Genomic DNA, 19,120 nt, shown 5'->3' on the forward strand with positions numbered 1-19,120 from the left:
TCAGTGCGGCTACGCCTCCTCTCACCGCCGGGAGCGGGTGGGAATGCCTTCCTACCCCCGACACGAAAACGCTAACCCCTGTTCGCCCGGCAGTCACCCCCCAACGCGCAAAGCCTCAGAATTTTCACAGCTGACACACGGTCGGGTGAATCAGAAACACGTTGAGTCACGGAAGCCGACGTTTCTCCGTGGCCGCGAGAACGGCGGCGACCGATGGTGACAGGCCGGTCGCGGTGAGCACCCGCGCGGCGGCGGCCAGCGTGACGCCGGTGGTGACGATGTCGTCGAGCAGTACGACCACCGGCGGCGGCGAGCCGGCGCGGACCGGGGGCGCGGCCACTCCCGGCCGGGCCCGGAACGCCGACTCCGCCGCCCGGGCCCGGCCCGCGCTGTCCAGGGTCGCCGAGTCCGGCCGGGGCAGCGCCCGCAGCGGCCGGACCACCCGGGCGGGCCAGCCGGCCCCGGTGAGCCGGGCCGCCGCGTGCCGGGCCAGCCGGCCGAGGTGGTCGCCGTAGCGGGCGCGGGCCGCCGCCGCGGTGTCCGGCACCGGGACCAGCAGCACCGGCCGCGCCGCGCCGACCGCGCCGGCCACCACCTCGGCGAGCAGCCCACCCAGCGGCCGGGCCAGCCCGTGCCGGCCCCGTTCCTTGTACGCCAGCAGCGCCTCCCGCAGCGCCCCGCCGTACGGGCCCAGCGCCACGCATGGGGGCAGCCCCGGCGGGGCGGGGGTGGGGCGTACCGGCCGGGGGCGCAGCGCCGCCAGGGTGGCCACGCAGCCGGGGCAGAACCCCTGCCGGGCCGCCCGGTGCTCGCGGCAACCGGCGCACTCCACGGGCAGCACCAGGTCGGTCAGGTCCGCCCAGAGGCGCATCAGTAGAGGAAGAACGGGGCCGTCGGGTTGCCGGCCTGCGCCCCGGCCGGCGGCGGGGTCACGTCCCGCACCTCGTCCCGCTTGATCGTGTCGAACGGGCTGTTGCGGTAGGCCACCCCGTTCGCCTCGTACATCAGGTTGCCGTTGGGGAACGGCGCCACCGCGTTCAACGGGTACGACGACAGGTGGGTGACCCGGGCGCCGACGTCGCGGCGCAGCGGCGTCTCCAGGGCCCCGTCCACGCTGATGTCGTAGATCGCCGGCCGGCCGGCCGAGCCCGCCAGGTGCAGGGTGTTCTCCCCCGCCCAGTCGACGGCGGAGAGGTCGGTCAGCGAGGTGGCCAGCCGGCGGGCCGGGCCCACGGAGACCACGCCGCCGTTGAGGTTGACCGCCGCGACATACAGCGCGCCGCCGACGATGACGGCGATCCGGTGCCCGTCCAGCGACGTCGCCACCGCCGTCACCCGGCCCTCGGCGGTCAGCGGTACGGCCCGCAACTGGGCGCCGGAGTCGAAACGGTAGAGCGCGCCGTCGGCCACCACCAGGCCCTGCGGCCGGTCGGGGGCGGGCGAGCGCAGCCACACCGGCTGGCCCATCGCGGTGAACGTGCGGGTGCCACGCTGGACGATCGACACCGGCGCCGCGCCGACGCCGACCACCAGCCGCTGCCGCTTGTCCGCCCCGGCGGTCACCAGCGCGGCGCGGATCTCGTCGTGGGAGCGGCTGAACCCGGCGGCGACGACGCCCTTGTTGACGGCCTCGGTGACCGGTGCGACGCCGAGCAGCTCACCGCCGCCGAAGTCGAGCGGGTGCACCGCGCCGTCGTAGACGCAGAACCGCTGCGGGTTGCCGTCGAGCGGGTACGCCGGCCGGTCCCGCCGGCGCTGGCCGAGGTCGGGCACGGTCACCCGGGTCTGGTTGTGGATCCGCAGTTCGAGCTGGCCGTCCAGCTCCGGCAGCGACCAGGCGAGCTGGTCGACGAACTCCTCCACCCGCCGGTCGTCCGCGTCCACGGGCATGTCGAGGTTGACCTCCCACCGCCCGTCGGCCCCGGTCGCGTTGTTGATCAGCCGGGTGCCGTCGGGCAGCCGGCTCGTGCCCGGCCCCAGCCACTCCGACGGCCCGGCGGTCAGCCACTTGACCACCTCGGTGACCCGCCGCTCGTCGGGCACGGCCAGCGGCAGGTAGCGCTGGTCGGGCACCAGTTGGGTGCGGCCGGTGTTCCAGAAGTAGACGATGTGGGTCTGGTAGTACTGGCGCAGCGCCTGGTCGCTGAGCAGCAGCACGTTCGGCGGCGGGTCGGCGACGTACCAGCCGGTGTCCGGCTTGTCCTCCTGCGAGGCCGCGCGCAGCTCGAAGCGGTATTCCGTCTCGGTGGCCACCGGCGGCATGAGGGTGCCGTCGGCGCGCAGCAGGCCGATCTGCTGCACCCGCAGCGTGACCCGGGTGCCGTCGGTGCTGTCGGTGATCACCGGTGTCTCGCGCAGCCGCACCACGGTGAGGGCCACCTCGCTGGGCTGCTTCTCCTGGATCCGGCTGCGCCCCTCGGGGGCGACGAACTGCTTGACCCGGTAGTAGGCGCGGTCGGCCTCCCCGGCCGCGGCGGAGAGGAAGTTGGTGACGAAGGCCGCGCGGTCGGTGCCGCTGGCGAGGCGGTTCGGCGGCTCGTCCCGGCGGAAGCTCGACGAGCCGGACTTCGCGGCGGTGACCTGTCCGTCGACCCGGACCTCGGACCGCTCGGGGATGCCGCAGCCGGCCGCCCCGGTGAGCAGGAGCACCCCGGCGAGCAGCCCGGCGAGCCGGCGGCGGGTCACGAACCCACCTCGGCCCGGTCCTCGGCCCCCGCCGCCGGCCCGATGGCCAGGGCGCCGCCGGGGCCCGGGCCGATGGCGAGCAGCCCGCCGGCCCGGGGGCCGCCGAAGGGCAGGGTCGCGTCGGCGGGCACGAGCCGCAGCGGCGACGTGGTCAGCCGGTCGCCGGCCCGGGCCGGCAGGGTGAGCCGGAACTGGGCGCCCTGGCCGGGCGAGCCCCACGCCTCCAGCCAGCCGCCGTGCAGCCGGGCGTCCTCCAGGCTGATGGACAGGCCGAGGCCCGTGCCGCCGGTCTGCCGCGCCCGGGACGGGTCGGCCCGCCAGAACCGGTTGAAGACCAGCTTCTCCTCGCCCGGTTTGAGGCCGACCCCGTGGTCGCGGACGGTGACCGCGACGGCCGCCCGGTCCTGGCCGAGGGTGATCCGGACGGGCTTGCCCTCGCCGTGCTCGACGGCGTTGCCGACCAGGTTGCGCAGCACCCGCTCGACGCGGCGCGGGTCCACCTCGGCGATCACCGGGGCGTCCGGCAGGTCGAGGTCGATGGTGACGCCGACCCGCTCGGCCAGCCCGGCCAGCCGGTCGGCGACCCGGTGCACGACCGGGACCAGGTCGGTCGGCTCGGCGTCCAGCATGGCGAACCCGGCGTCGAACCGGCTGATCTCCAGCAGGTCGGTGAGCAGCTCCTCGAAGCGGTCCAGCTCGGCCTGGAGCAGCTCGGCGCTGCGGGCCACGGCCGGCTCGAACTCCTCCCGCTCGGCGAAGATCAGGTCGGCGGCCATCCGGACGGTGGTCAGCGGGGTGCGCAGCTCGTGCGAGACGTCGGAGGTGAACCGGCGCTGCAACCGGGACATCTCCTCCAGCCGGAGGATCTGCCGTTGCAGGTTGGTCGCCATCTGGTTGAACGAGGCGGCCAGCAGCGCCAGGTCGTCCTCGCCGTTGACCACCATCCGCTGGTCGAGCAGGCCGGCGGAGAGCCGCTGGGCGGTGCGGGCGGCCACCCGCACGGGCGTCACCACCAGCCGGGTCACCAGGGCGGCGAGCAGGCCGAGCAGCAGCACCAGGGCCGCCCCGGTGGCCACCACGGTGGCCCGGGCGTCGGTCGCCGTGGCGTCCTGCCGGGTCAGCGGGACGAGGTAGTAGAGCTCCACCTGGCCGAACCGGGTCGGCACCGGGGAGCCGTACACCAGGTATTTCGTGGTGTCGCCGGTGAGCCGGCCGGTGCGGATCTGGCTGGCGATGTTGCCGTCGGCGACGGTGGCCCGCAGCTCCCGGCTGATCAGCGGGCGGACGTCGACGTCGGGCGAGAAGCGCGGCTCGATGATCCCGGTGTAGTTGTCGGCGGTGATCGCCACCACCACCCCGCTGGTCTGCTGCGGGTCGCCGCCGGCCAGGTAGTTGACCGTGCCGTCGATGGTGTCCTGGAGCTGGGCCTCCTGCGCCTGGCTGAACAGGCTGAACTGCTTGGCCGCGTAGTCGCTGCCGCTGCTGAGCCGCAGCCGGACGTCGGTCTCGGCGTTCTCCAGCAGGATGTTGGTGATCTTGTCGGCGATGAGGTAGGCGAAACCGCCCACGAGCAGGCTGGACGTGACCAGTGTGATGGTCACCACCCGGAGCTGGAGCGAGCGGCGCCACGTCTGGTGCGCGCCCGCCAGCAGCCGCGCCACCCGCCCGGACAGCGCGCGCCACAGCTCCCGCGCGGCGGGTGGCCGGCGGGTGACGGTGGGTGCGGGACCGGGAGGCGGGGAGGTGGTCACAGTGCGACCAAGGCTATCCCGTGCCCGCCTTGTAGCCCACGCCCCGCACCGTCAGGATGATTTCCGGCCGCTCCGGATCCGGCTCGATCTTGGCCCGCAGCCGCTGCACGTGCACGTTGACCAGCCGGGTGTCGGCGGCGTGCCGATAGCCCCAGACCTGCTCCAGCAGCACCTCGCGGGTGAAGACCTGGCGCGGCTTGCGGGCGAGCGCGACCAGCAGGTCGAACTCCAGCGGCGTCAGCTTCACCTCCTCGCCGTTGCGGCTCACCGTGTGCGCCGGCACGTCGATGCTGATCTGGTTGCCGGGCGGACCGATGGTCAGCAGCTCAGGGGCCACGTCCTCGCCCCGGCGCAGCCGGGCCCGCATCCGGGCCACCAGCTCCTTGGGCTTGAACGGCTTGACCACGTAGTCGTCCGCGCCGGACTCCAGGCCGAGCACCACGTCCACCGTGTCGCTCTTGGCCGTCAGCATCACGATCGGCACGCCCGACTCGCCCCGGATCGCCCGGGCCACGTCGATGCCGCTCATCCCGGGCAGCATCAGGTCGAGCAGGACGATGTCGGGCCGGTTCTCCCGGAACGCGGCCAGCGCCCGTTCCCCGTCGGCGACGAACGAGGGCAGGAAACCCTCGCTGCGCAGGACGATGCCGAGCATCTCGGCGAGCGCGGGGTCGTCATCGACCACCAGTACCCGGGCTCTCATGAGATCTATACTTCCATCCCCGTTCCGGTCGGTGGGACCGGCACCGTCCCGGGAGTCGCCGGCGGGCCCCCTCGTCAGCCGAACAGAGCCCGCCCCCAGTGGTCGCCGCCGTCGCGTACGCCCGGCGGGCAGGCGAAGATGCCGCTGGAGACGTGCCGCAGATATTCGTTCATCGCGTCGTTACGGGCCAGCCGGGTCTGGATGGGCACGAACTGCTTGCGCGGGTCCCGCTGGTAGGCGATGAAGAACAGCCCGGCGTCGAGCCGGCCCAGCCCGTCGGAGCCGTCCACGAAGTTGTAGCCCCGCCGCAGCAGCCGCGCCCCGTCGTTGGCGTCGGGGTGGGCCAGCCGCACGTGCGACGTCGCGGCGATCACCGGCTGGCCGTCGTCGCCCTTCGCGGCGAAGTCGGGCTCGTCGAACTCGTCGCCCTTGCCCAGCGGCGCGCCGCTGCCCTTGGTCCGGCCGACGATCTGCTCCTGCTCGACCAGCGAGCTGCGGTCCCAGGTCTCGACGATCATCCGGATCTTCCGGGTGACCAGGTACGACCCGCCCGTCATCCAGTCCGGGCCGTCGCCGGGCTGCACCCACAGGTGCTCGCGCAGCAGCCCGCCGTCCTCGGCCTTGAGGTTGGCCGTGCCGTCCTTGAAGCCGAACAGGTTGCGCGGGGTCGCCTGCCCCGTCGAGGTCGACGAGGTGCGCCCGAACCCGAGCTGCGACCAGCGGACGCTGACCACGCCCATGCCGATGCGGGCCAGGTTGCGGATGGCGTGCACCGCCACCTGGGGGTCGTTGGCGCAGGCCTGCACGCAGAGGTCGCCGCCGGAGATCTCCGGCCGCAGCGCGTCCCCGGCGAAGTGCGGCAGGTCGACCAGCGCGGCGGGCCGGCGACCGGCGAGGCCGAACCGGTCCCGCCCCTGGGCGTCGCGGAACAGCGTCGGCCCGAAGCCGACGGTGAGGGTGAGCTGGGACGGGGGTAGCCCGAGCGCCTCGCCGGTGTCGTCCGGCGGGGCCTCCGGCACACCGCCGACCGCGCCGATCACCCCGGCGTCCTTCCCGGCGGTCATCCGGGCGGCGGCGGCCGTCCACTCGCCGAGCAGCTCGACCAGGCGGGCCCGGTCCTTGGTGACCACGTCGAAGGCGACGAAGTGCAGCCGGTCCTGGGCCGGGGTGGTGATGCCGGCCTGGTGCTCGCCGTGGAAGGGCACCGCGCCGGCCGCCGCGCCCTGGTCGGCCGAGGCGCGCTCCGCCCCGCCGCGGGCCAGCGCGCCGGCCCCGGCGGCGACGCCCGCCACCCCGGCGACCCCCGCGCCGGCGAGCGTGATCGCCCGCCGCCGGGACAGTCTGCTCGCGCTCATCGCTGCACCCCTTCCTGCTCGTCGGCGCGTGCGCCGGGGACGTACGTCACCGGGCGACGACCGCGGCGACCTTGCTGATCGGCTCGGCCAGCGCGTTGATGCTGTCGGACAGCTCCTTCAGCTCGGCCTTGCTCAGCGCGGTGTGCAGCTTCCAGCCGTCGCCGTCGCGGTGCTTGCCGAGCGCCGTCTCCACGTTGGCGAACTCGGCGTCGAGCTGGGTGACCAGCTCGGGGGCGCGCTGCTCCAGCGCCGGGCGCAGCGCCGCGATGGCGGCCTTCGAGCCCTCCAGGTTGGCGTTGAAGTCCCACAGGTCGGTGTGCGAGTACCGCTCCTCCTCGCCGGTGATCTTGCCGCTGGCGACCTCGTCGAGCAGCGCCTTCGCGCCGTTGGCGAGCTGGAGCGGGGTGAGCTTCTCGGCGTTGGCCTTGGCGACGATCGCCTTGACGTCGGTGAGCAGCTGGTCGGCGATCGGGCCGTCGGCGCTGATGTCGCCGGTGGTCCAGAGGTCCTTCTCGATCCGGTGGAAGCCGGTGAACTCCATGCCCTCCTCGACGACCTCCTCGCGGCCGTCGATCTTCGGGTCGAGGTCGCCGAAGCTCTCCGCGACCGGCTCGATCCGCTCCCAGTAGGTGCGGGCCACCGGGTACAGCGCCTTGGCCTTGGCCACGTCGCCGGCCTTGACGGCGGCGACGAACTCCTCGGTCTTCGTCAGCAGCGCGGCGGTCTGGCTGGCCACGTACCGCTGGTAGCTCGCGGTGGCCTCGGCCAGCGCGGCGTCGGGGGCGACGGTCGCGGCGGTGCCGCTGACCTTCAGCGCCCCCCGGATCCCCTTGCCGCTCATCCCGGGCTTGCAGGCCGTCTCGTACGTCCCGGCGGGCAGCTCCACGCGCAGCTCGCGCTTGAGCCCGGGGGCGATGTTCTCGACCTCGCCCATCACCCGGTCCCCGGCGGCGTAGACGTAGAACTCGGTCACCTTCGCGCCGGAGTTCGTCACCTCGAAGACGGTCTGGCCGGCGGCCAGCTCGGTCCGGCCGACCTCGCAGGCGGTGTCGCTCGCCTTGACGGCGATCGGGCCGCCGTCGGCCGTGCCGGCGTCCTTCTCCTGCCCGCCGCAGGCGGCGAGGCCGGTGGTGGCGAGCGCGCCGGCGGCGGCGAGCACCAGGAAGCGGGTGGTACGCATCGGGGTTTCTCCTCGGGATGGTCAGGCGCGCGGCGACGCGGGCGCCGTTCCGGTGGGCTCGGTGACGCCGGCGGCACCCGCCGACGGGGCGGGCGCGCTCGCGCCGGCGGGAGGGGCGGGGCGGCGCAGGAAGAGCACCAGCACCGGCACCGCGTACGCGACCCAGGCGACCGTCTCCAGCACGCTCGGGGCGGGGGTCACGTTGAACATCCCGGCGAGCAGGGCGGCATACCAGGTGCTCGGGTCGAGGGTCGCGCTGATGTCGAAGGCCAGGTCGTTGAGGCCCGGCAGGACCCCGGCCTCCTGGAAGTCGTGCACGCCGTACTTGAGGATGCCGGCGGCGACCAGGATCAGCAGCGCGCCGGTCCAGGTGAAGAACGTCGACAGGTTGATCCGCAGGGCGCTGAAGTAGAGGCCCACGCCGATCGCCACGGCGCTGGCGATGCCGGCGAGCAGGGCCAGCAGCGGGCCGCTGTCGCCGGCCGCGCCCTGGGCGGCGGAGTAGAAGATGAGCGCGGTCTCCAGCCCCTCGCGGATCACGGCGAGGAAGGCCATCCCGGCGACCGCGAGGGAGCCGACCGCGAGCGCCTCGCCGAGCCGACCGCGCAGCTCGCCGGCCATCGTGCGGGCCGCCCGGCGCATCCAGAAGATCATCCAGGTGACGAAGACGACGGCCGCCACCGAGGTGACCGCCTCGAACAGCTCCCGGTCCTCCGAGCGGGCCAGCAGCGAGGTCGAGGTGTATTCGATCAGCCAGCCGAAGAGCACCGACAGCGCCACCGCGAGCCCGACGCCGCCCCACACCTGCGGCAGCCGGTCCCGGCGCTGCGACTTCACGAGGAAGGCGACCAGGATGCTGACCACGAGGGTCGCTTCCAGGCCCTCGCGCAGGCCGATCAGGTAGGTGGCGAACATCGGTGCTCCGTGATCGATCAGGTTGCCTCGGTTAACTTAGGGCAGCCATACCTTCCTCCCGTCGGCCCGGCTCCGTCAAGTTGTTCTTCGCCACGTCACCCGCCCGGCCACGGCGCACCGCGGGGCCGCCGCCGCAGCCCCCGTACGCGAAGGGACCGGGCCCGCCGCCGTGCGGCCGACCCGGTCCCTGTAGTGCTGGCTCAGTACCGGTAGTGCTCCGGCTTGAACGGACCCTCCTGGGACACGCCCAGGTAGGCGGCCTGCTCCTTGGTCAGCGTGGTCAGCTTGGCGCCGAGCGCGTCCAGGTGCAGCCGGGCGACCTTCTCGTCCAGGTGCTTGGGGAGCACGTAGACGCCGATCGGGTATTCCTCGGTCTTGGTGAACAGCTCGATCTGGGCGATGGTCTGGTTGGCGAACGAGTTCGACATCACGAAGCTCGGGTGGCCGGTGGCGTTGCCCAGGTTCAGCAGGCGACCCTCGGAGAGCACGATGATCGCGTGCCCGTCGGCGAACCGCCACAGGTCGACCTGCGGCTTGATGGTGATCCGCTCGACGTCGGAGCGCTTGGCCAGGCCGGCCATGTCGATCTCGTTGTCGAAGTGCCCGATGTTGCCGACGATGGCCTGGTGCTTCATCCGGGCCATGTGCTCGTTGGTGATGACGTCGAAGCAGCCGGTGGCGGTGATGAAGATGTCGGCCTGCTCGACGACGTCGTCCAGGGTGGCGACCTGGTAGCCGTCCATCGCCGCCTGGAGGGCGCAGATCGGGTCGACCTCGGTCACCACGACCCGGGCGCCCTGGCCGCGCAGCGACTCGGCGCAGCCCTTGCCCACGTCGCCGTAGCCGAGCACGACGGCCATCTTGCCGCCGATCAGCACGTCGGTGGCCCGGTTGATGCCGTCGATCAGCGAGTGGCGGCAGCCGTACTTGTTGTCGAACTTGCTCTTGGTGACCGAGTCGTTGACGTTGATGGCCGGGAAGAGCAGCGTGCCGGCGCGGTGCATCTCGTAGAGCCGGTGCACGCCGGTGGTGGTCTCCTCGGTCACGCCCTTGATGCCGGCGGCGATCCGGGTCCACCGCTGCCCGTCGGAGGCGAGGGAGCGGTGCAGCACCTCCAGGATGACCGCGTACTCCTCGGAGTCGGCCGACTCCACCGGCGGCACGACACCGGACTTCTCGAACTCGACGCCCTTGTGGACGAGCAGGGTCGCGTCGCCGCCGTCGTCGAGGATCATGTTGGGGCCCTGACCGTCGGGCCAGTCGAGCACCCGCTCGGTGCACCACCAGTATTCCTGGAGGCTCTCGCCCTTCCAGGCGTAGACCGGGACGCCGGCCGGCGCGTCGGGGGTGCCGTCCGGGCCGACGACGATCGCGGCGGCGGCGTGGTCCTGGGTGGAGAAGATGTTGCACGACGCCCAGCGGACCTGCGCGCCGAGCGCGACCAGGGTCTCGATCAGCACGGCGGTCTGGATCGTCATGTGCAGGGAGCCGGTGATGCGCGCCCCGGCGAGGGGCTGCGCCTGCGCGAACTCGCGGCGGATCGCCATCAGGCCCGGCATCTCGTGCTCGGCGAGCTGGATCTCCTTGCGCCCGAACTCGGCGAGCGACAGATCCGCCACCTTGTAGTCGCCCTCGGCGAGGGTGCTCGGCCGGGCCTCGGACGGCGTGCCGTGGTGGGCCGCCGGGAGGGTGCTGGTCATGGAAGCTCCTGTCGAACGAACGAAGTGCTGCGCGACCCTCCACCTTACGCGCGGAGACGGACAGCGCACGGGGCGGTCGGTCGCGAGCGGACTGTCCGCCCACGGTCCGGCCGCCCCGTGCATCCCCCCGGTTTGGTTCCCCGCGCGCCGCCGGACCTTCGTCGCGGTGACGCTGCGCACCTAAGAAGTTACCCGGAGGCAGTGCGACGTCAAGTCATTTCGGGAATATCCGATTTGTGTCGCCGGGATCCGCCAGGCCGACCCCGGCTCACCCGCCGCTGTCGGCCGCCCCGCCGCAGGCAGGCCGGACGAGCCGGAGACGCACCAGGCCGAGCCGGACCCAAGCCCGGCTTTAGCCGGCCCCGAGGGCGCCTCGGTCCAACCCGCTGGTCGCCACGTACGCCTCGCCCTCGCCGTCGAGGACGAGCGGCCCCGCGTCGGCGGGGCCGATCGCGGCCTGCCCCGGGGCGAGGATCACCGCGCCCGTCCCGTCGTCGGCCGAGACCTTCCCGGCGCGGCAGAGCACCACGCGGGGCCCCGGCGCCGCGAGCCGCACCGGCGCACCGGCCACGACCGCGCGGCACAGCGCGAAGTCGTCGACCGGCACCGGCCAGCGCACCACGCCCGGCGCCACCTGCTCCGGGGCCACCAGCGGGTCGCCGAGCACCTCGAAGCGCAGCACCCGCAGCAGCTCGTCGACGTCGACCCGCTTCGGGGTCAGGCCGCCCCGCAGCACGTTGTCGCTGGCCGCCATGATCTCCACGCCGGTGCCGCGCAGGTAGGCGTGCAGGTTGCCGGCCGGCATCCAGATCGCCTCCCCCGGCGCGAGCCGCACGTGGTGCAGCAGCAGCGCCACCAGCACCCCGGGGTCGCCGGGGTAGTGGGCGGCCAGCGCGTGCGCCAGCGCCGCGTCCGGCCCGGCGGCCCCCGCGGCGAGCACGGCCTGCACCAGCCCCGCCCGCTCGGCCTCCGGCCAGCTCAGCAGCAGCCGGACGGCCTCCCGCAGCCCCGCCGGGCCCTCGTGCAGCGCCGCCACCACCGGCTCCAGCGCCCGGACGCCGAAGGCGGCCAGCGCCGCGGCCGACACCGCCGGGTCGCGAAAGCCGCACAGCGCCGAGAACGGCGTGAGCGCGACCAGCAGCTCCGGCTTGTGGTGGGGGTCGACGTAGTTGCGCTCCCCCACCGGACGCGCCGCGTCGGCCGCGTACCCGGCGCGGGCCTGCTCCGCGTCGGGGTGCGCCTGCAGGCTCAGCGGGGTCTCGGCGGCGAGCACCTTGAGCAGGAACGGCAGCCGGGGGCCGAACCGGCGCACCGACCGCTCGCCGAGCCAGCGCCCCGGCTCGGCCGCCAGCACGTCGAGCAGGCTCACCGGCTCACCGTCGCGCTGCAGGCTGGCCGGGGCACCCGGGTGCGCGCCCAGCCACAGCTCCGCCTCCGGCCCGGGGCTCGGCACCGACCGCCCCTGCAACCCGGCGATCGCCGAGCGCGAACCCCAGGCGTAGTCCCGGATCGGGCCGTGCAGCGGTTCCATGGTCAGCCCCCGGCGTGCGACTCGTCCGCGCCGGCCACCGCCGCCTGCGGCGCGGCGGCCTCCGGCGTGGCGACGGCGGTGTGCGCGGCGGCGCCGGTGCCGGCCCGCTGCGCCGTGGCGGACCAGATGTCCGGTTCCAGGTAGATCACCCGGGCGACCGGGACGGCCGCCCGGATCCGCGCCTCGACGGCGTTGATCCCCCGGGCCAGTTCCTCGGCGCTCTCGCACGCCGGCACCGCGATCTTCGCGGCCACCAGCAGCTCCTCCGGGCCCAGGTAGAGCGTCTTCATGTGGATGATCCGCTCCACCTCCGGGCCGTCGGTGACGGCCCGCTCGATGGTCGCCACGTCGGTCGCCTCGGCGCCCTCGCCGAGCAGCAGGCTCTTGGTCTCGATCGCCAGGGTGACCGCGATGACCACCAACAGGACGCCGATCATCGCCGTGCCGGCCGCGTCCCACATGCCGTTGCCGGTGATCAGGGTCATCCCGACGCCGAACAGGGCGAAGACCAGACCGACCAGCGCGCCGAAGTCCTCCAGCAGCACCACCGGTAGCTCGGGGGCCTTGGACCGGCGGATGAACCGCACCCAGGACTGGTTGCCCCGGATGAGGTTCGACTCCACGATCGCCGTACGGAAGGAGAAGCTCTCCATCACGATCGCCGCCACCAGCACGACGACCGGCACCCACTGCCAGCTCTCGATCGGGTGCGGGTCGGCCGCCTTGTGCCACGCCTCGTAGAGCGCGAACAGGCCGCCGAGGCTGAACAGCACGATGGCCACGATGAACGCGTAGACGTAGCGCTCCCGGCCGTACCCGAAGGGGTGCTGCGGGGTGGCCTCGCGCCGGGCCCGCTTGCCACCGAGCAGCAGCAGGCCCTGGTTGCCCGAGTCGGCCACCGAGTGGATCGACTCGGCGAGCATCGACGAGGAGCCCGTCAACAGGAACGCGATGAACTTCGTGACCGCGATGCCGACGTTGGCCAGCAGGGCCGCGACGATCGCCTTCGTGCCGCCGTTGGCGCTCACCGCTGTCCCCGTTCGATGCCGCACGTGCTCACTGGTTTGCCAGCTCCTTCATCTCGGTGATGGCCGGAACCGCCATCGGGTCCAGCCCGTGTGCCAGGGCGAGGTAGACGGAGGCGAAGTCGGGCACCGCCACCAGCGAGGCGAGCCGCTCCAGCGCGGAGCCGCCCTCGGCCGTCACCACGTCGCAGCGGACCCCGCGCCGCTCGGCGAGCGTCTGCACGGCGTCAGCCCGGCGCTCCTCGACCGCCAGCGGCTCGTCGGCGTCGTCCTCGGCGTTGAGCCCGCCGTCGCGCAGCAGCACCAGCCGCAGCCGGGTGCCGTCGCCGTCGGACTCGCCCGGGTCGGCGAAGATGTCCCGCTCCCCCTCGGCCAGCCCACCGAACACGCCGTCGAGCAGGCCGACGCGGCCCCGGCCGGCCTCGCCGAGCGCCCCGCTGACCACCGGGTAGCGGGCGTTGGCCGACAGGGTGTCGCCGAACCGGCGGGCCGCGACGGTCGCCAGCGGCGACGAGCCCCAGACGATCGGCACCGAGCCGGCCAGCCCCAGGGCCAGCGACTTCGCCGGGTTGACGAACGACTCGGCCGTGGGACGGCAGCGGTCGGCGTCGGCGTCGAGCCGCGCCGCCGTCTCCGCGAGATCCGCCTCGTTGACCTTCACGAGCCCGAGCGTACGGGCGGCGAGCAGAACCGGCACGGTGAGCGCCCACAGGCTGGCCCGGGCCGGGGCGCGGCGGGGCACCGGGATGAACGGCGCCCGGGCCCGCTCGGCCACCGACTGCAACTGCGAGTCGGGCGCGCCGACGGCGACCAGGCGGGCCCCCCGACGGTGGGCGGCCTCGGCCGCGCCGAGCGCCTCGGGGCTGCGGCCGGAGGCGCTGACCGCGATCACCACGTCGGCCGCGCCCACCCAGCCGGGCACACCGGCGCTGCGGTGCGGGATGACCGGCACCGGGCAGCGCGGCCCGGCGACCGTGGCCAGCACGTCCCCGGTACGCCCGGCGGTGCCGATGCCGGCGATGACGACCGCCCGGGGGCGGCCCTCGTCGGCGAGCACGGTGAGGTTGGCCTCGGCCGCCAGAGCGGCGGACTCCCGCACCTGCGCCCCGGCCGAGGCCATGAACCGCAGCATGCCGCCCGGGTCGTGCTCGGCGAGGGCGTCCGGGTTGTCCAGCAGGGCCTCGTCGGCGTGCCGGTGCCCGCTGACACCGGCCGTCCCCTCCATCACGACTGCTGCGCGGGTCCGCCGCGCGCCTCGTCGAGCAGCAGCACCGGCACGTCGTCGCGCACCTCGAAGATCCGCCCGCACTCGGTGCAGGTCAGCGTCTGTGCCCCCGCGTCGTAGTCGAGGGGGGCGTGGTGTGTGTCCGGACAGGCGAGGATCTCGAGCAACTGCGGGTCCAGGGCCATGGTGCGGCTCCTTCCACGGGTGCGTAGGCGGCGGTCGGCGGTGCCGGCCGGCGCAGGGGATCTTATCGGCGAACCCGGTCGAGCACCTCGTCGCGGAGGGAGATCATCCGTTCCTCGGTCGGTGCCTCGACGTTCAGCCGCAGCAGCGGCTCGGTGTTGCTGGCGCGCAGGTTGAACCAGGCGCCGTCGGGGAAGCTCAGGGTCAGCCCGTCCAGCTCGTCGACCGCCGCCTGCGGGTACGCGGCCCGCACCTGCGCGATGCTCGCCGCCTGGTCGGCCACCGTGGAGTTGATCTCGCCGGAGGCGACGTAGCGCTCGTACTCGCGGGCCAGCTCGGACAGGGGCAGGGCCTGCCCGCCGAGCGCCGCGAGCGCGTGCATGGCGGCCAGCATGCCGGTGTCGGCGAACCAGAACTCGCGGAAGTAGTAGTGGGCGGAGTGCTCGCCGCCGAAGACGGCGTTGGTGCGGGCCATCTCGGCCTTGATGAAGGAGTGGCCGACCCGGGTCACCACCGGCTCGCCGCCGTGCTCGCGGATGATCTCCGGCACCGCGCGCGAGGTGATCGGGTTGTGGATCACCGTGGAGCCGGGGTGCTTGGCCAGCTCGCGGACCGCCACCAGGGCGGTGATCGCCGACGGGGAGACCGGCTCGCCGCGCTCGTCGACCACGAAGCAGCGGTCGGCGTCACCGTCGAACGCCAGCCCCAGGTCGGCGTCGTGCTCGCGGACGGCCCGCTGGAGGTCGACCAGGTTGGCCGGGTCCAGCGGGTTGGCCTCGTGGTTGGGGAAGGTGCCGTCCAGCTCGAAGTAGAGCGGCACGATCTCCAGCGGCAGCGCGGGCAGCACGGCGTCGCCGAGCACGCTCGGCACCGTCCAGCCGCCCATCCCGTTGCCCGCGTCGACCACGACCTTCAGCGGCCGGATGCCGGACAGGTCGACCAGCTTGCGCAGGTGGGCCGCGTACTCCGGGCGCAGGTCGCGCCGCTGCGTCGGCCGCGTCGGCGCGCCGGCCGGACGGACGGCCCCGGAGTCGAGCAGGGCCTGCGCCCGGTCCCGGATCTCGGCCAGCCCGCTGTCCTGGCCGATCGGGCGGGCGCCGGCCCGGCACATCTTGATGCCGTTGTACTGCGCCGGGTTGTGGCTGGCGGTGAACATCGCCCCGGGCAGGCCGAGGGTGCCGGAGGCGTAGTAGAGCATGTCGGTGGAGGCGAGCCCCAGCTCGATCACCGAGCGCCCCTCGGCCCGGACGCCCGCGGCGAACGCCTCCGCCAGGCCCGGCCCGCTGGCCCGCATGTCATGCGCGATCACGACCGCGTCGCCGGGCTCACCGGCGGCGGCGAGCACCTGCCCGAAGGCGGCTCCCAGGGCCTCGGCGACCCGTTCGTCCCATTGGTCCGGCACCGTCCCACGGACGTCGTACGCCTTCACGATCCGGGACAGATCAGACACGCGCTTCGCTCCTTCGCCGCAGGTCGCCAACGGCCTGAGCGTATCGGAGCACCGGGGGGCCGCCGGCCTCAGCCGGGCAGGCGCGGCATGATCGTCGTCGCGTCGCCCCCACCGGCGGGCGCGGGCGGCTCGCCGGGCCCCGACCCGCCACCGCCGCCGGGCTGCGTCGCGCCGCCGCCGTAGACCCCGCCGCTGGGCGGCGGAGCGGCCGACGGACCGGGGCGGGCGCCGTAGATCCCGCCGGACGGTGGCGCGGCCGGCCGGCCGTACACCCCGGGGGTCGGCGGCGTCCGGCCCGGCGCGGGCGTCGCGGGCGTCGCCGACCGGTAGGTGGTGCCGCCGGGGTTGCGCGGCAGCGGGACGCCGGGGACGGCGTCGGCGGCCGACTCCCGGTCGGCCCGCGACCGGCGCACCAGCAGCACGATCAGGCCGACGCCCAGCACGACCAGGCCGACGCCGAAGAGCATGATCCAGGACAGCCCGCCGGAGCCCTCCTCGGCCGCGGCCACGGTGCCGGCCCCGGCGGCCCCGGCGGCGACGGCGGCCAGGGTCGGCTCCCCGGCGGTCGGCGCGTTGGTCGTGGGCTCCGCCGTCGGGCTCGGGCTCGGCGACCGCGACGGGCTGCGGCTCGGGGTGGGCGACGGCTTCACCGCCTGCGGCCCGACCACCCGGGACGCGACGGCCCCCCGGCCGATGGCCCGGCCCCGCCCGTCGACCGCCTCGCCGACCACCGTGAGCCGGCCGCCCGGCGCCCCCGCCGCGAAGGTCAGCCGGTAGCGCATGGTGACGCCCTTGCCCTTGCACAGGGTCGGGTTCGTCGGGGCGGACCGGCCCGTGGCGACCGTTCCCCCACCGCCGGAGACCGGCACCGGGACCCAGCGGCCCCCGAGGCTCACCTGCGCGGTGACCTGGTTGGCGGCGAGGCCGGCGAGGCTCAGGCCCAGCCCGGTGCGCAGCACCACGCAGCCCTCGGTGCGCTTGCGCACCTCGACGTTGACCGCGCCGGGCGAGCCGCCCGGCCGGAAGCTGTCGGTGGCGCGCACCCGCACCGAGTCACCCTCGGCCAGGGCCGGCGACGCCCCGGCGGACACCAGGCCGCCCAGCATCACGCAGACCGCCGCGAGCCGCGTCGCGTGCCGACGTAGCGCCATGATCACCGCCGTTTCTCCCTTCCGGGTCCGCGGGTCAGGTTACTACCGGTCGCCGATCGCGGCTCGGCGCGGAAAGGAGGGGCCCCTTGTTAACGCCTGCGGTAGAGAAGGGTCCCCTTCTCACACCCCGCTGCGGCCCGCGAGCGCGGCGCGGCAGAGCCGGTCGGCGGTGCGGGTGGTCTCCGGCAGCCGGTAGCTCGGCGTCAGCGCGAGCACCCGGGCGCACGCGTTCTCCAGTCCCATCCGGTGCCCGACGCTCACGAAGACCGGCTTCACGCCGTCCCGTGTGCGCAGCACCCGGCCCACCACCTCCCCGCCGTCGCACAGCGGAGACCAGGCGCCCCGCGCCCCGGCCGGCGGCTCCCACCGGCCCACCAGCGGCGTCTTACCGACCCCGATCGCCGGCAGGCCGGTCACCACGCCCAGGTGGCAGGCGAGCCCGAACCGGCGCGGATGGGCCAGCCCGTGCCCGTCGCAGACCAGCAGCTCCGGGCGGACGGTCAGCAGTTCCAACGCCGCCAGCAGGGCGGGCAGCTCCCGGAAGGCGAACAGCCCGGGGACGTACGGGAAGGCCGGCCGGCCCACACTCACCGCCTGGTCCACCACGGCCAGCGTCCGGGCGTCCAGCACGGTGACGGCCGCCGCGAGCCGGTCGCCGCTCTCGGCGTACGCGACGTCGAGGCCGGCCACCGTCGCGGGCGCGGCGGGCCCCGGCCCGGTCAGGTCCACGAGCGGGCGCAGCCGGTCCTGCACGGCGAGCGCCTCGGCCTCGGTCCGGGGCGGCGGGGCGGCGACCGGGGTGTCCACCCGGTGATCGTAGGCGGCGCCCCACGCCCCCGGCGCGTCGTGCCGCCGGGGCGCCGCCGCGGCGACACACCCGTCCGGTCCAGACCGCTGTTTCGCACACCTGTCGGGTAATTTCTTCTGGTCCGACAACCGGTCACCGACAGGAGAAGCTCCGCGCATGGGCAAGAAGACGATCCACGTCTCCGACTTCAGCGGCACCGTTCTGCAGCCGGACGACGAGGTGGTCCGCGTCGTGGTGCTGGAGCACCCCGACCTGGTCGCGGGGCCCGTGCAGCTGGACGCCACCGCGACGGAGGTGGAGAGCATCGACGACGCGGCCCTGGACGTCGCGGTGGTCGAGATCCACGACCGGCACGGCGGCGGCGAGCCCCGCCGGGTGGTGCTGACGGCCAGCGAGTTCGACGCGCTGGCCACCGACGTGCCGATGGCCCAGTTGCTGAAAACCGCCGAGCGGGTGCGCCCGCCGAAGGCCCGCAAGGGTGCCGAGAAGATCGACTACGGCACGATCGAGCACGCCGGCAAGCCGCACCGGGGGCGGGTCACCGAGGAGGAGGCCCGGCTGGTCCGGGAGCAGCTCGACGAGGTGAACAAGCGGCTCGCCGACGCCGGCATCCGGCAGGTCGACCCGGCCGACCCGGAGCACGCGGCCCGCTACGGCTTCCCCGCCGAAGACTGACCCCCGCCGCACGTCGGGCACGCACCCCCGTGGCGCGTGCCCGACGCGGCTCAGGCCCGCTTGCGGGTGAGCTCGGCCAGCGCGCCCTCCACGGCGGACTCCATGGCGTCCTTCTCCAGACCGAGCCCGCCGAGCACGCCGTCGCCGCCCTCCTCCTCCAGCAGGGCGAGCAGGATGTGCTCCGTGCCGACGTAGTTGTGCCCCATGCGCAGCGCCTCCCGAAACGTCAGTTCCAGGACCTTCTTGGCCCGCGCGTCGAAGGGGACCAGCTCCGGGACCGGGTCGGCCTGCGCCGGCAGGGTCGCGGTGACGGCCTCCCGGACCCGTTCCAGGGGTACGCCCCGGGCCGCGATCAACGCGGCCGCCAGTCCCTCCGGCTCGGCGAGCAGGCCGAGCGCGACGTGTCCCGGGGTGATCTCGGCGTTGCCGGCGGCGCGCGCCTCCTCCTGCGAGGCCAGCACCACGTTGCGGGCGCGCGGGGTGAACCGGCCGAACCCGGCGCTCGGGTCGAGCGTGGCGGCGGTCTCCGCCTTGGCGGCGGAACGCTTCTGGGCGGCCTGCTTGCTGACCCCCATGCTGCGGCCGATCTCCGTCCAGGACGCGCCGGAGCGGCGGGCCTGGTCGACGAAGTGGCCGATGAGGTGATCGGCGATGTCGCCGAGGTGGTCGGCGGCCACGACCGCGTCGGCGAGCTGGTCGAGCACGTCGGGGCGGGCCTTCTTGATCCCCGCGATGAGGTCGTCGAGCCGGACCGAACTGGGAAGCTGGGCGTATTCCGTCATG

The 19,120-nt window shown here is 74.4% G+C and carries 17 protein-coding genes; 1 reads left to right on the top strand and 16 read right to left on the bottom strand.

Going from position 1 to position 19,120, the window contains the following annotated elements:
- Window positions 1-166: 166 nt before the first annotated feature.
- From GA0070558_RS24690 to nfi, 15 genes are all read right to left on the bottom strand, one after another.
- Window positions 167-871: a ComF family protein gene (locus GA0070558_RS24690; RefSeq protein ID WP_091284033.1), complete on the bottom strand. Its 705-nt coding sequence runs from the start codon at window positions 869-871 to the stop codon at window positions 167-169.
- On the bottom strand, window positions 871-2,685 hold the full coding sequence (locus tag GA0070558_RS24695) for an LpqB family beta-propeller domain-containing protein (RefSeq protein WP_091284035.1): 1,815 nt from the start codon (window positions 2,683-2,685) through the stop codon (window positions 871-873). Before GA0070558_RS24695 ends, GA0070558_RS24690 begins: the two co-directional genes overlap by 1 nt.
- A complete protein-coding gene (gene mtrB / locus GA0070558_RS24700; RefSeq protein WP_077936377.1) occupies window positions 2,682-4,436 on the bottom strand; it encodes an MtrAB system histidine kinase MtrB in 1,755 nt (584 codons plus the stop codon). The genes GA0070558_RS24695 and mtrB overlap by 4 nt, the downstream gene beginning before the upstream one ends.
- 13 nt (window positions 4,437-4,449) lie before the next feature.
- Window positions 4,450-5,139 carry an MtrAB system response regulator MtrA gene (gene mtrA, locus GA0070558_RS24705; protein WP_043962066.1) on the bottom strand — a complete coding sequence of 230 codons (690 nt, stop codon included), beginning with the start codon at window positions 5,137-5,139 and terminating at the stop codon, window positions 4,450-4,452.
- 74 nt (window positions 5,140-5,213) lie between these two features.
- Window positions 5,214-6,494: an iron uptake transporter deferrochelatase/peroxidase subunit gene (gene efeB / locus GA0070558_RS24710; RefSeq protein ID WP_091284037.1), complete on the bottom strand. Its 1,281-nt coding sequence runs from the start codon at window positions 6,492-6,494 to the stop codon at window positions 5,214-5,216.
- A gap of 46 nt (window positions 6,495-6,540) precedes the next feature.
- Window positions 6,541-7,674, bottom strand: coding sequence for an iron uptake system protein EfeO (gene efeO, locus GA0070558_RS24715; RefSeq protein WP_077936375.1), 1,134 nt, complete (start codon window positions 7,672-7,674; stop codon window positions 6,541-6,543).
- A gap of 21 nt (window positions 7,675-7,695) precedes the next feature.
- Entirely contained in the window at window positions 7,696-8,589 is an 894-nt protein-coding gene (gene efeU / locus GA0070558_RS24720) for an iron uptake transporter permease EfeU (RefSeq protein ID WP_091284039.1), read from the bottom strand.
- 200 nt (window positions 8,590-8,789) lie between these two features.
- Window positions 8,790-10,289, bottom strand: coding sequence for an adenosylhomocysteinase (ahcY, locus tag GA0070558_RS24725; protein ID WP_091284042.1), 1,500 nt, complete (start codon window positions 10,287-10,289; stop codon window positions 8,790-8,792).
- A 352-nt stretch (window positions 10,290-10,641) separates the two neighbouring features.
- Window positions 10,642-11,820, bottom strand: coding sequence for a mannose-6-phosphate isomerase, class I (gene manA / locus GA0070558_RS24730; RefSeq protein WP_091284044.1), 1,179 nt, complete (start codon window positions 11,818-11,820; stop codon window positions 10,642-10,644).
- A 2-nt stretch (window positions 11,821-11,822) separates the two neighbouring features.
- A complete protein-coding gene (locus GA0070558_RS24735) occupies window positions 11,823-12,848 on the bottom strand; it encodes a cation diffusion facilitator family transporter (protein ID WP_091284046.1) in 1,026 nt (341 codons plus the stop codon).
- A gap of 28 nt (window positions 12,849-12,876) precedes the next feature.
- Window positions 12,877-14,073 (bottom strand): SIS domain-containing protein, encoded by a 1,197-nt coding sequence (locus tag GA0070558_RS24740; RefSeq protein ID WP_043962059.1) that lies wholly within the window; start codon window positions 14,071-14,073, stop codon window positions 12,877-12,879.
- A complete protein-coding gene (locus tag GA0070558_RS24745; RefSeq protein ID WP_043962058.1) occupies window positions 14,070-14,255 on the bottom strand; it encodes a Trm112 family protein in 186 nt (61 codons plus the stop codon). Before GA0070558_RS24745 ends, GA0070558_RS24740 begins: the two co-directional genes overlap by 4 nt.
- Before the next feature lie 62 nt (window positions 14,256-14,317).
- The gene (locus GA0070558_RS24750; RefSeq protein ID WP_091284048.1) at window positions 14,318-15,703 is read right to left on the bottom strand and encodes a phosphomannomutase/phosphoglucomutase; all 1,386 of its coding nucleotides are present in this window, start codon (window positions 15,701-15,703) and stop codon (window positions 14,318-14,320) included.
- A gap of 68 nt (window positions 15,704-15,771) precedes the next feature.
- Window positions 15,772-16,854: a hypothetical protein gene (locus tag GA0070558_RS24755; RefSeq protein ID WP_256092113.1), complete on the bottom strand. Its 1,083-nt coding sequence runs from the start codon at window positions 16,852-16,854 to the stop codon at window positions 15,772-15,774.
- A gap of 120 nt (window positions 16,855-16,974) precedes the next feature.
- Window positions 16,975-17,661 (bottom strand): deoxyribonuclease V, encoded by a 687-nt coding sequence (gene nfi / locus GA0070558_RS24760; protein WP_091284050.1) that lies wholly within the window; start codon window positions 17,659-17,661, stop codon window positions 16,975-16,977.
- Window positions 17,662-17,818: 157 nt separating this feature from the next.
- Between nfi and GA0070558_RS24765 the strand changes: the two genes are divergently transcribed.
- On the top strand, window positions 17,819-18,337 hold the full coding sequence (locus GA0070558_RS24765; RefSeq protein WP_091284052.1) for a hypothetical protein: 519 nt from the start codon (window positions 17,819-17,821) through the stop codon (window positions 18,335-18,337).
- A gap of 50 nt (window positions 18,338-18,387) precedes the next feature.
- Here GA0070558_RS24765 and GA0070558_RS24770 read toward each other — a convergent pair whose 3' ends face one another.
- The gene (locus tag GA0070558_RS24770; protein ID WP_091284054.1) at window positions 18,388-19,119 is read right to left on the bottom strand and encodes a Clp protease N-terminal domain-containing protein; all 732 of its coding nucleotides are present in this window, start codon (window positions 19,117-19,119) and stop codon (window positions 18,388-18,390) included.
- Between the last annotated feature and the right edge of the window lies 1 nt (window position 19,120).

Origin of the sequence: Micromonospora haikouensis, from assembly GCF_900091595.1 — a bacterium.
GTDB classification, from domain to species: Bacteria; Actinomycetota; Actinomycetes; order Mycobacteriales; family Micromonosporaceae; genus Micromonospora; species Micromonospora haikouensis.

Coding starts and splice junctions, on each gene's coding strand:
- GA0070558_RS24755 (WP_256092113.1), bottom strand. CDS start 16,854: ATGGCGCTACGTCGGCACGCGACGCGGCTCGCGGCGGTCTGCGTGATG.
- manA (WP_091284044.1), bottom strand. CDS start 11,820: ATGGAACCGCTGCACGGCCCGATCCGGGACTACGCCTGGGGTTCGCGC.
- efeU (WP_091284039.1), bottom strand. CDS start 8,589: ATGTTCGCCACCTACCTGATCGGCCTGCGCGAGGGCCTGGAAGCGACC.
- ahcY (WP_091284042.1), bottom strand. CDS start 10,289: ATGACCAGCACCCTCCCGGCGGCCCACCACGGCACGCCGTCCGAGGCC.
- efeO (WP_077936375.1), bottom strand. CDS start 7,674: ATGCGTACCACCCGCTTCCTGGTGCTCGCCGCCGCCGGCGCGCTCGCC.
- GA0070558_RS24770 (WP_091284054.1), bottom strand. CDS start 19,119: ATGACGGAATACGCCCAGCTTCCCAGTTCGGTCCGGCTCGACGACCTC.
- GA0070558_RS24745 (WP_043962058.1), bottom strand. CDS start 14,255: ATGGCCCTGGACCCGCAGTTGCTCGAGATCCTCGCCTGTCCGGACACA.
- mtrA (WP_043962066.1), bottom strand. CDS start 5,139: ATGAGAGCCCGGGTACTGGTGGTCGATGACGACCCCGCGCTCGCCGAG.
- GA0070558_RS24690 (WP_091284033.1), bottom strand. CDS start 871: ATGCGCCTCTGGGCGGACCTGACCGACCTGGTGCTGCCCGTGGAGTGC.
- GA0070558_RS24765 (WP_091284052.1), top strand. CDS start 17,819: ATGGGCAAGAAGACGATCCACGTCTCCGACTTCAGCGGCACCGTTCTG.
- efeB (WP_091284037.1), bottom strand. CDS start 6,494: ATGAGCGCGAGCAGACTGTCCCGGCGGCGGGCGATCACGCTCGCCGGC.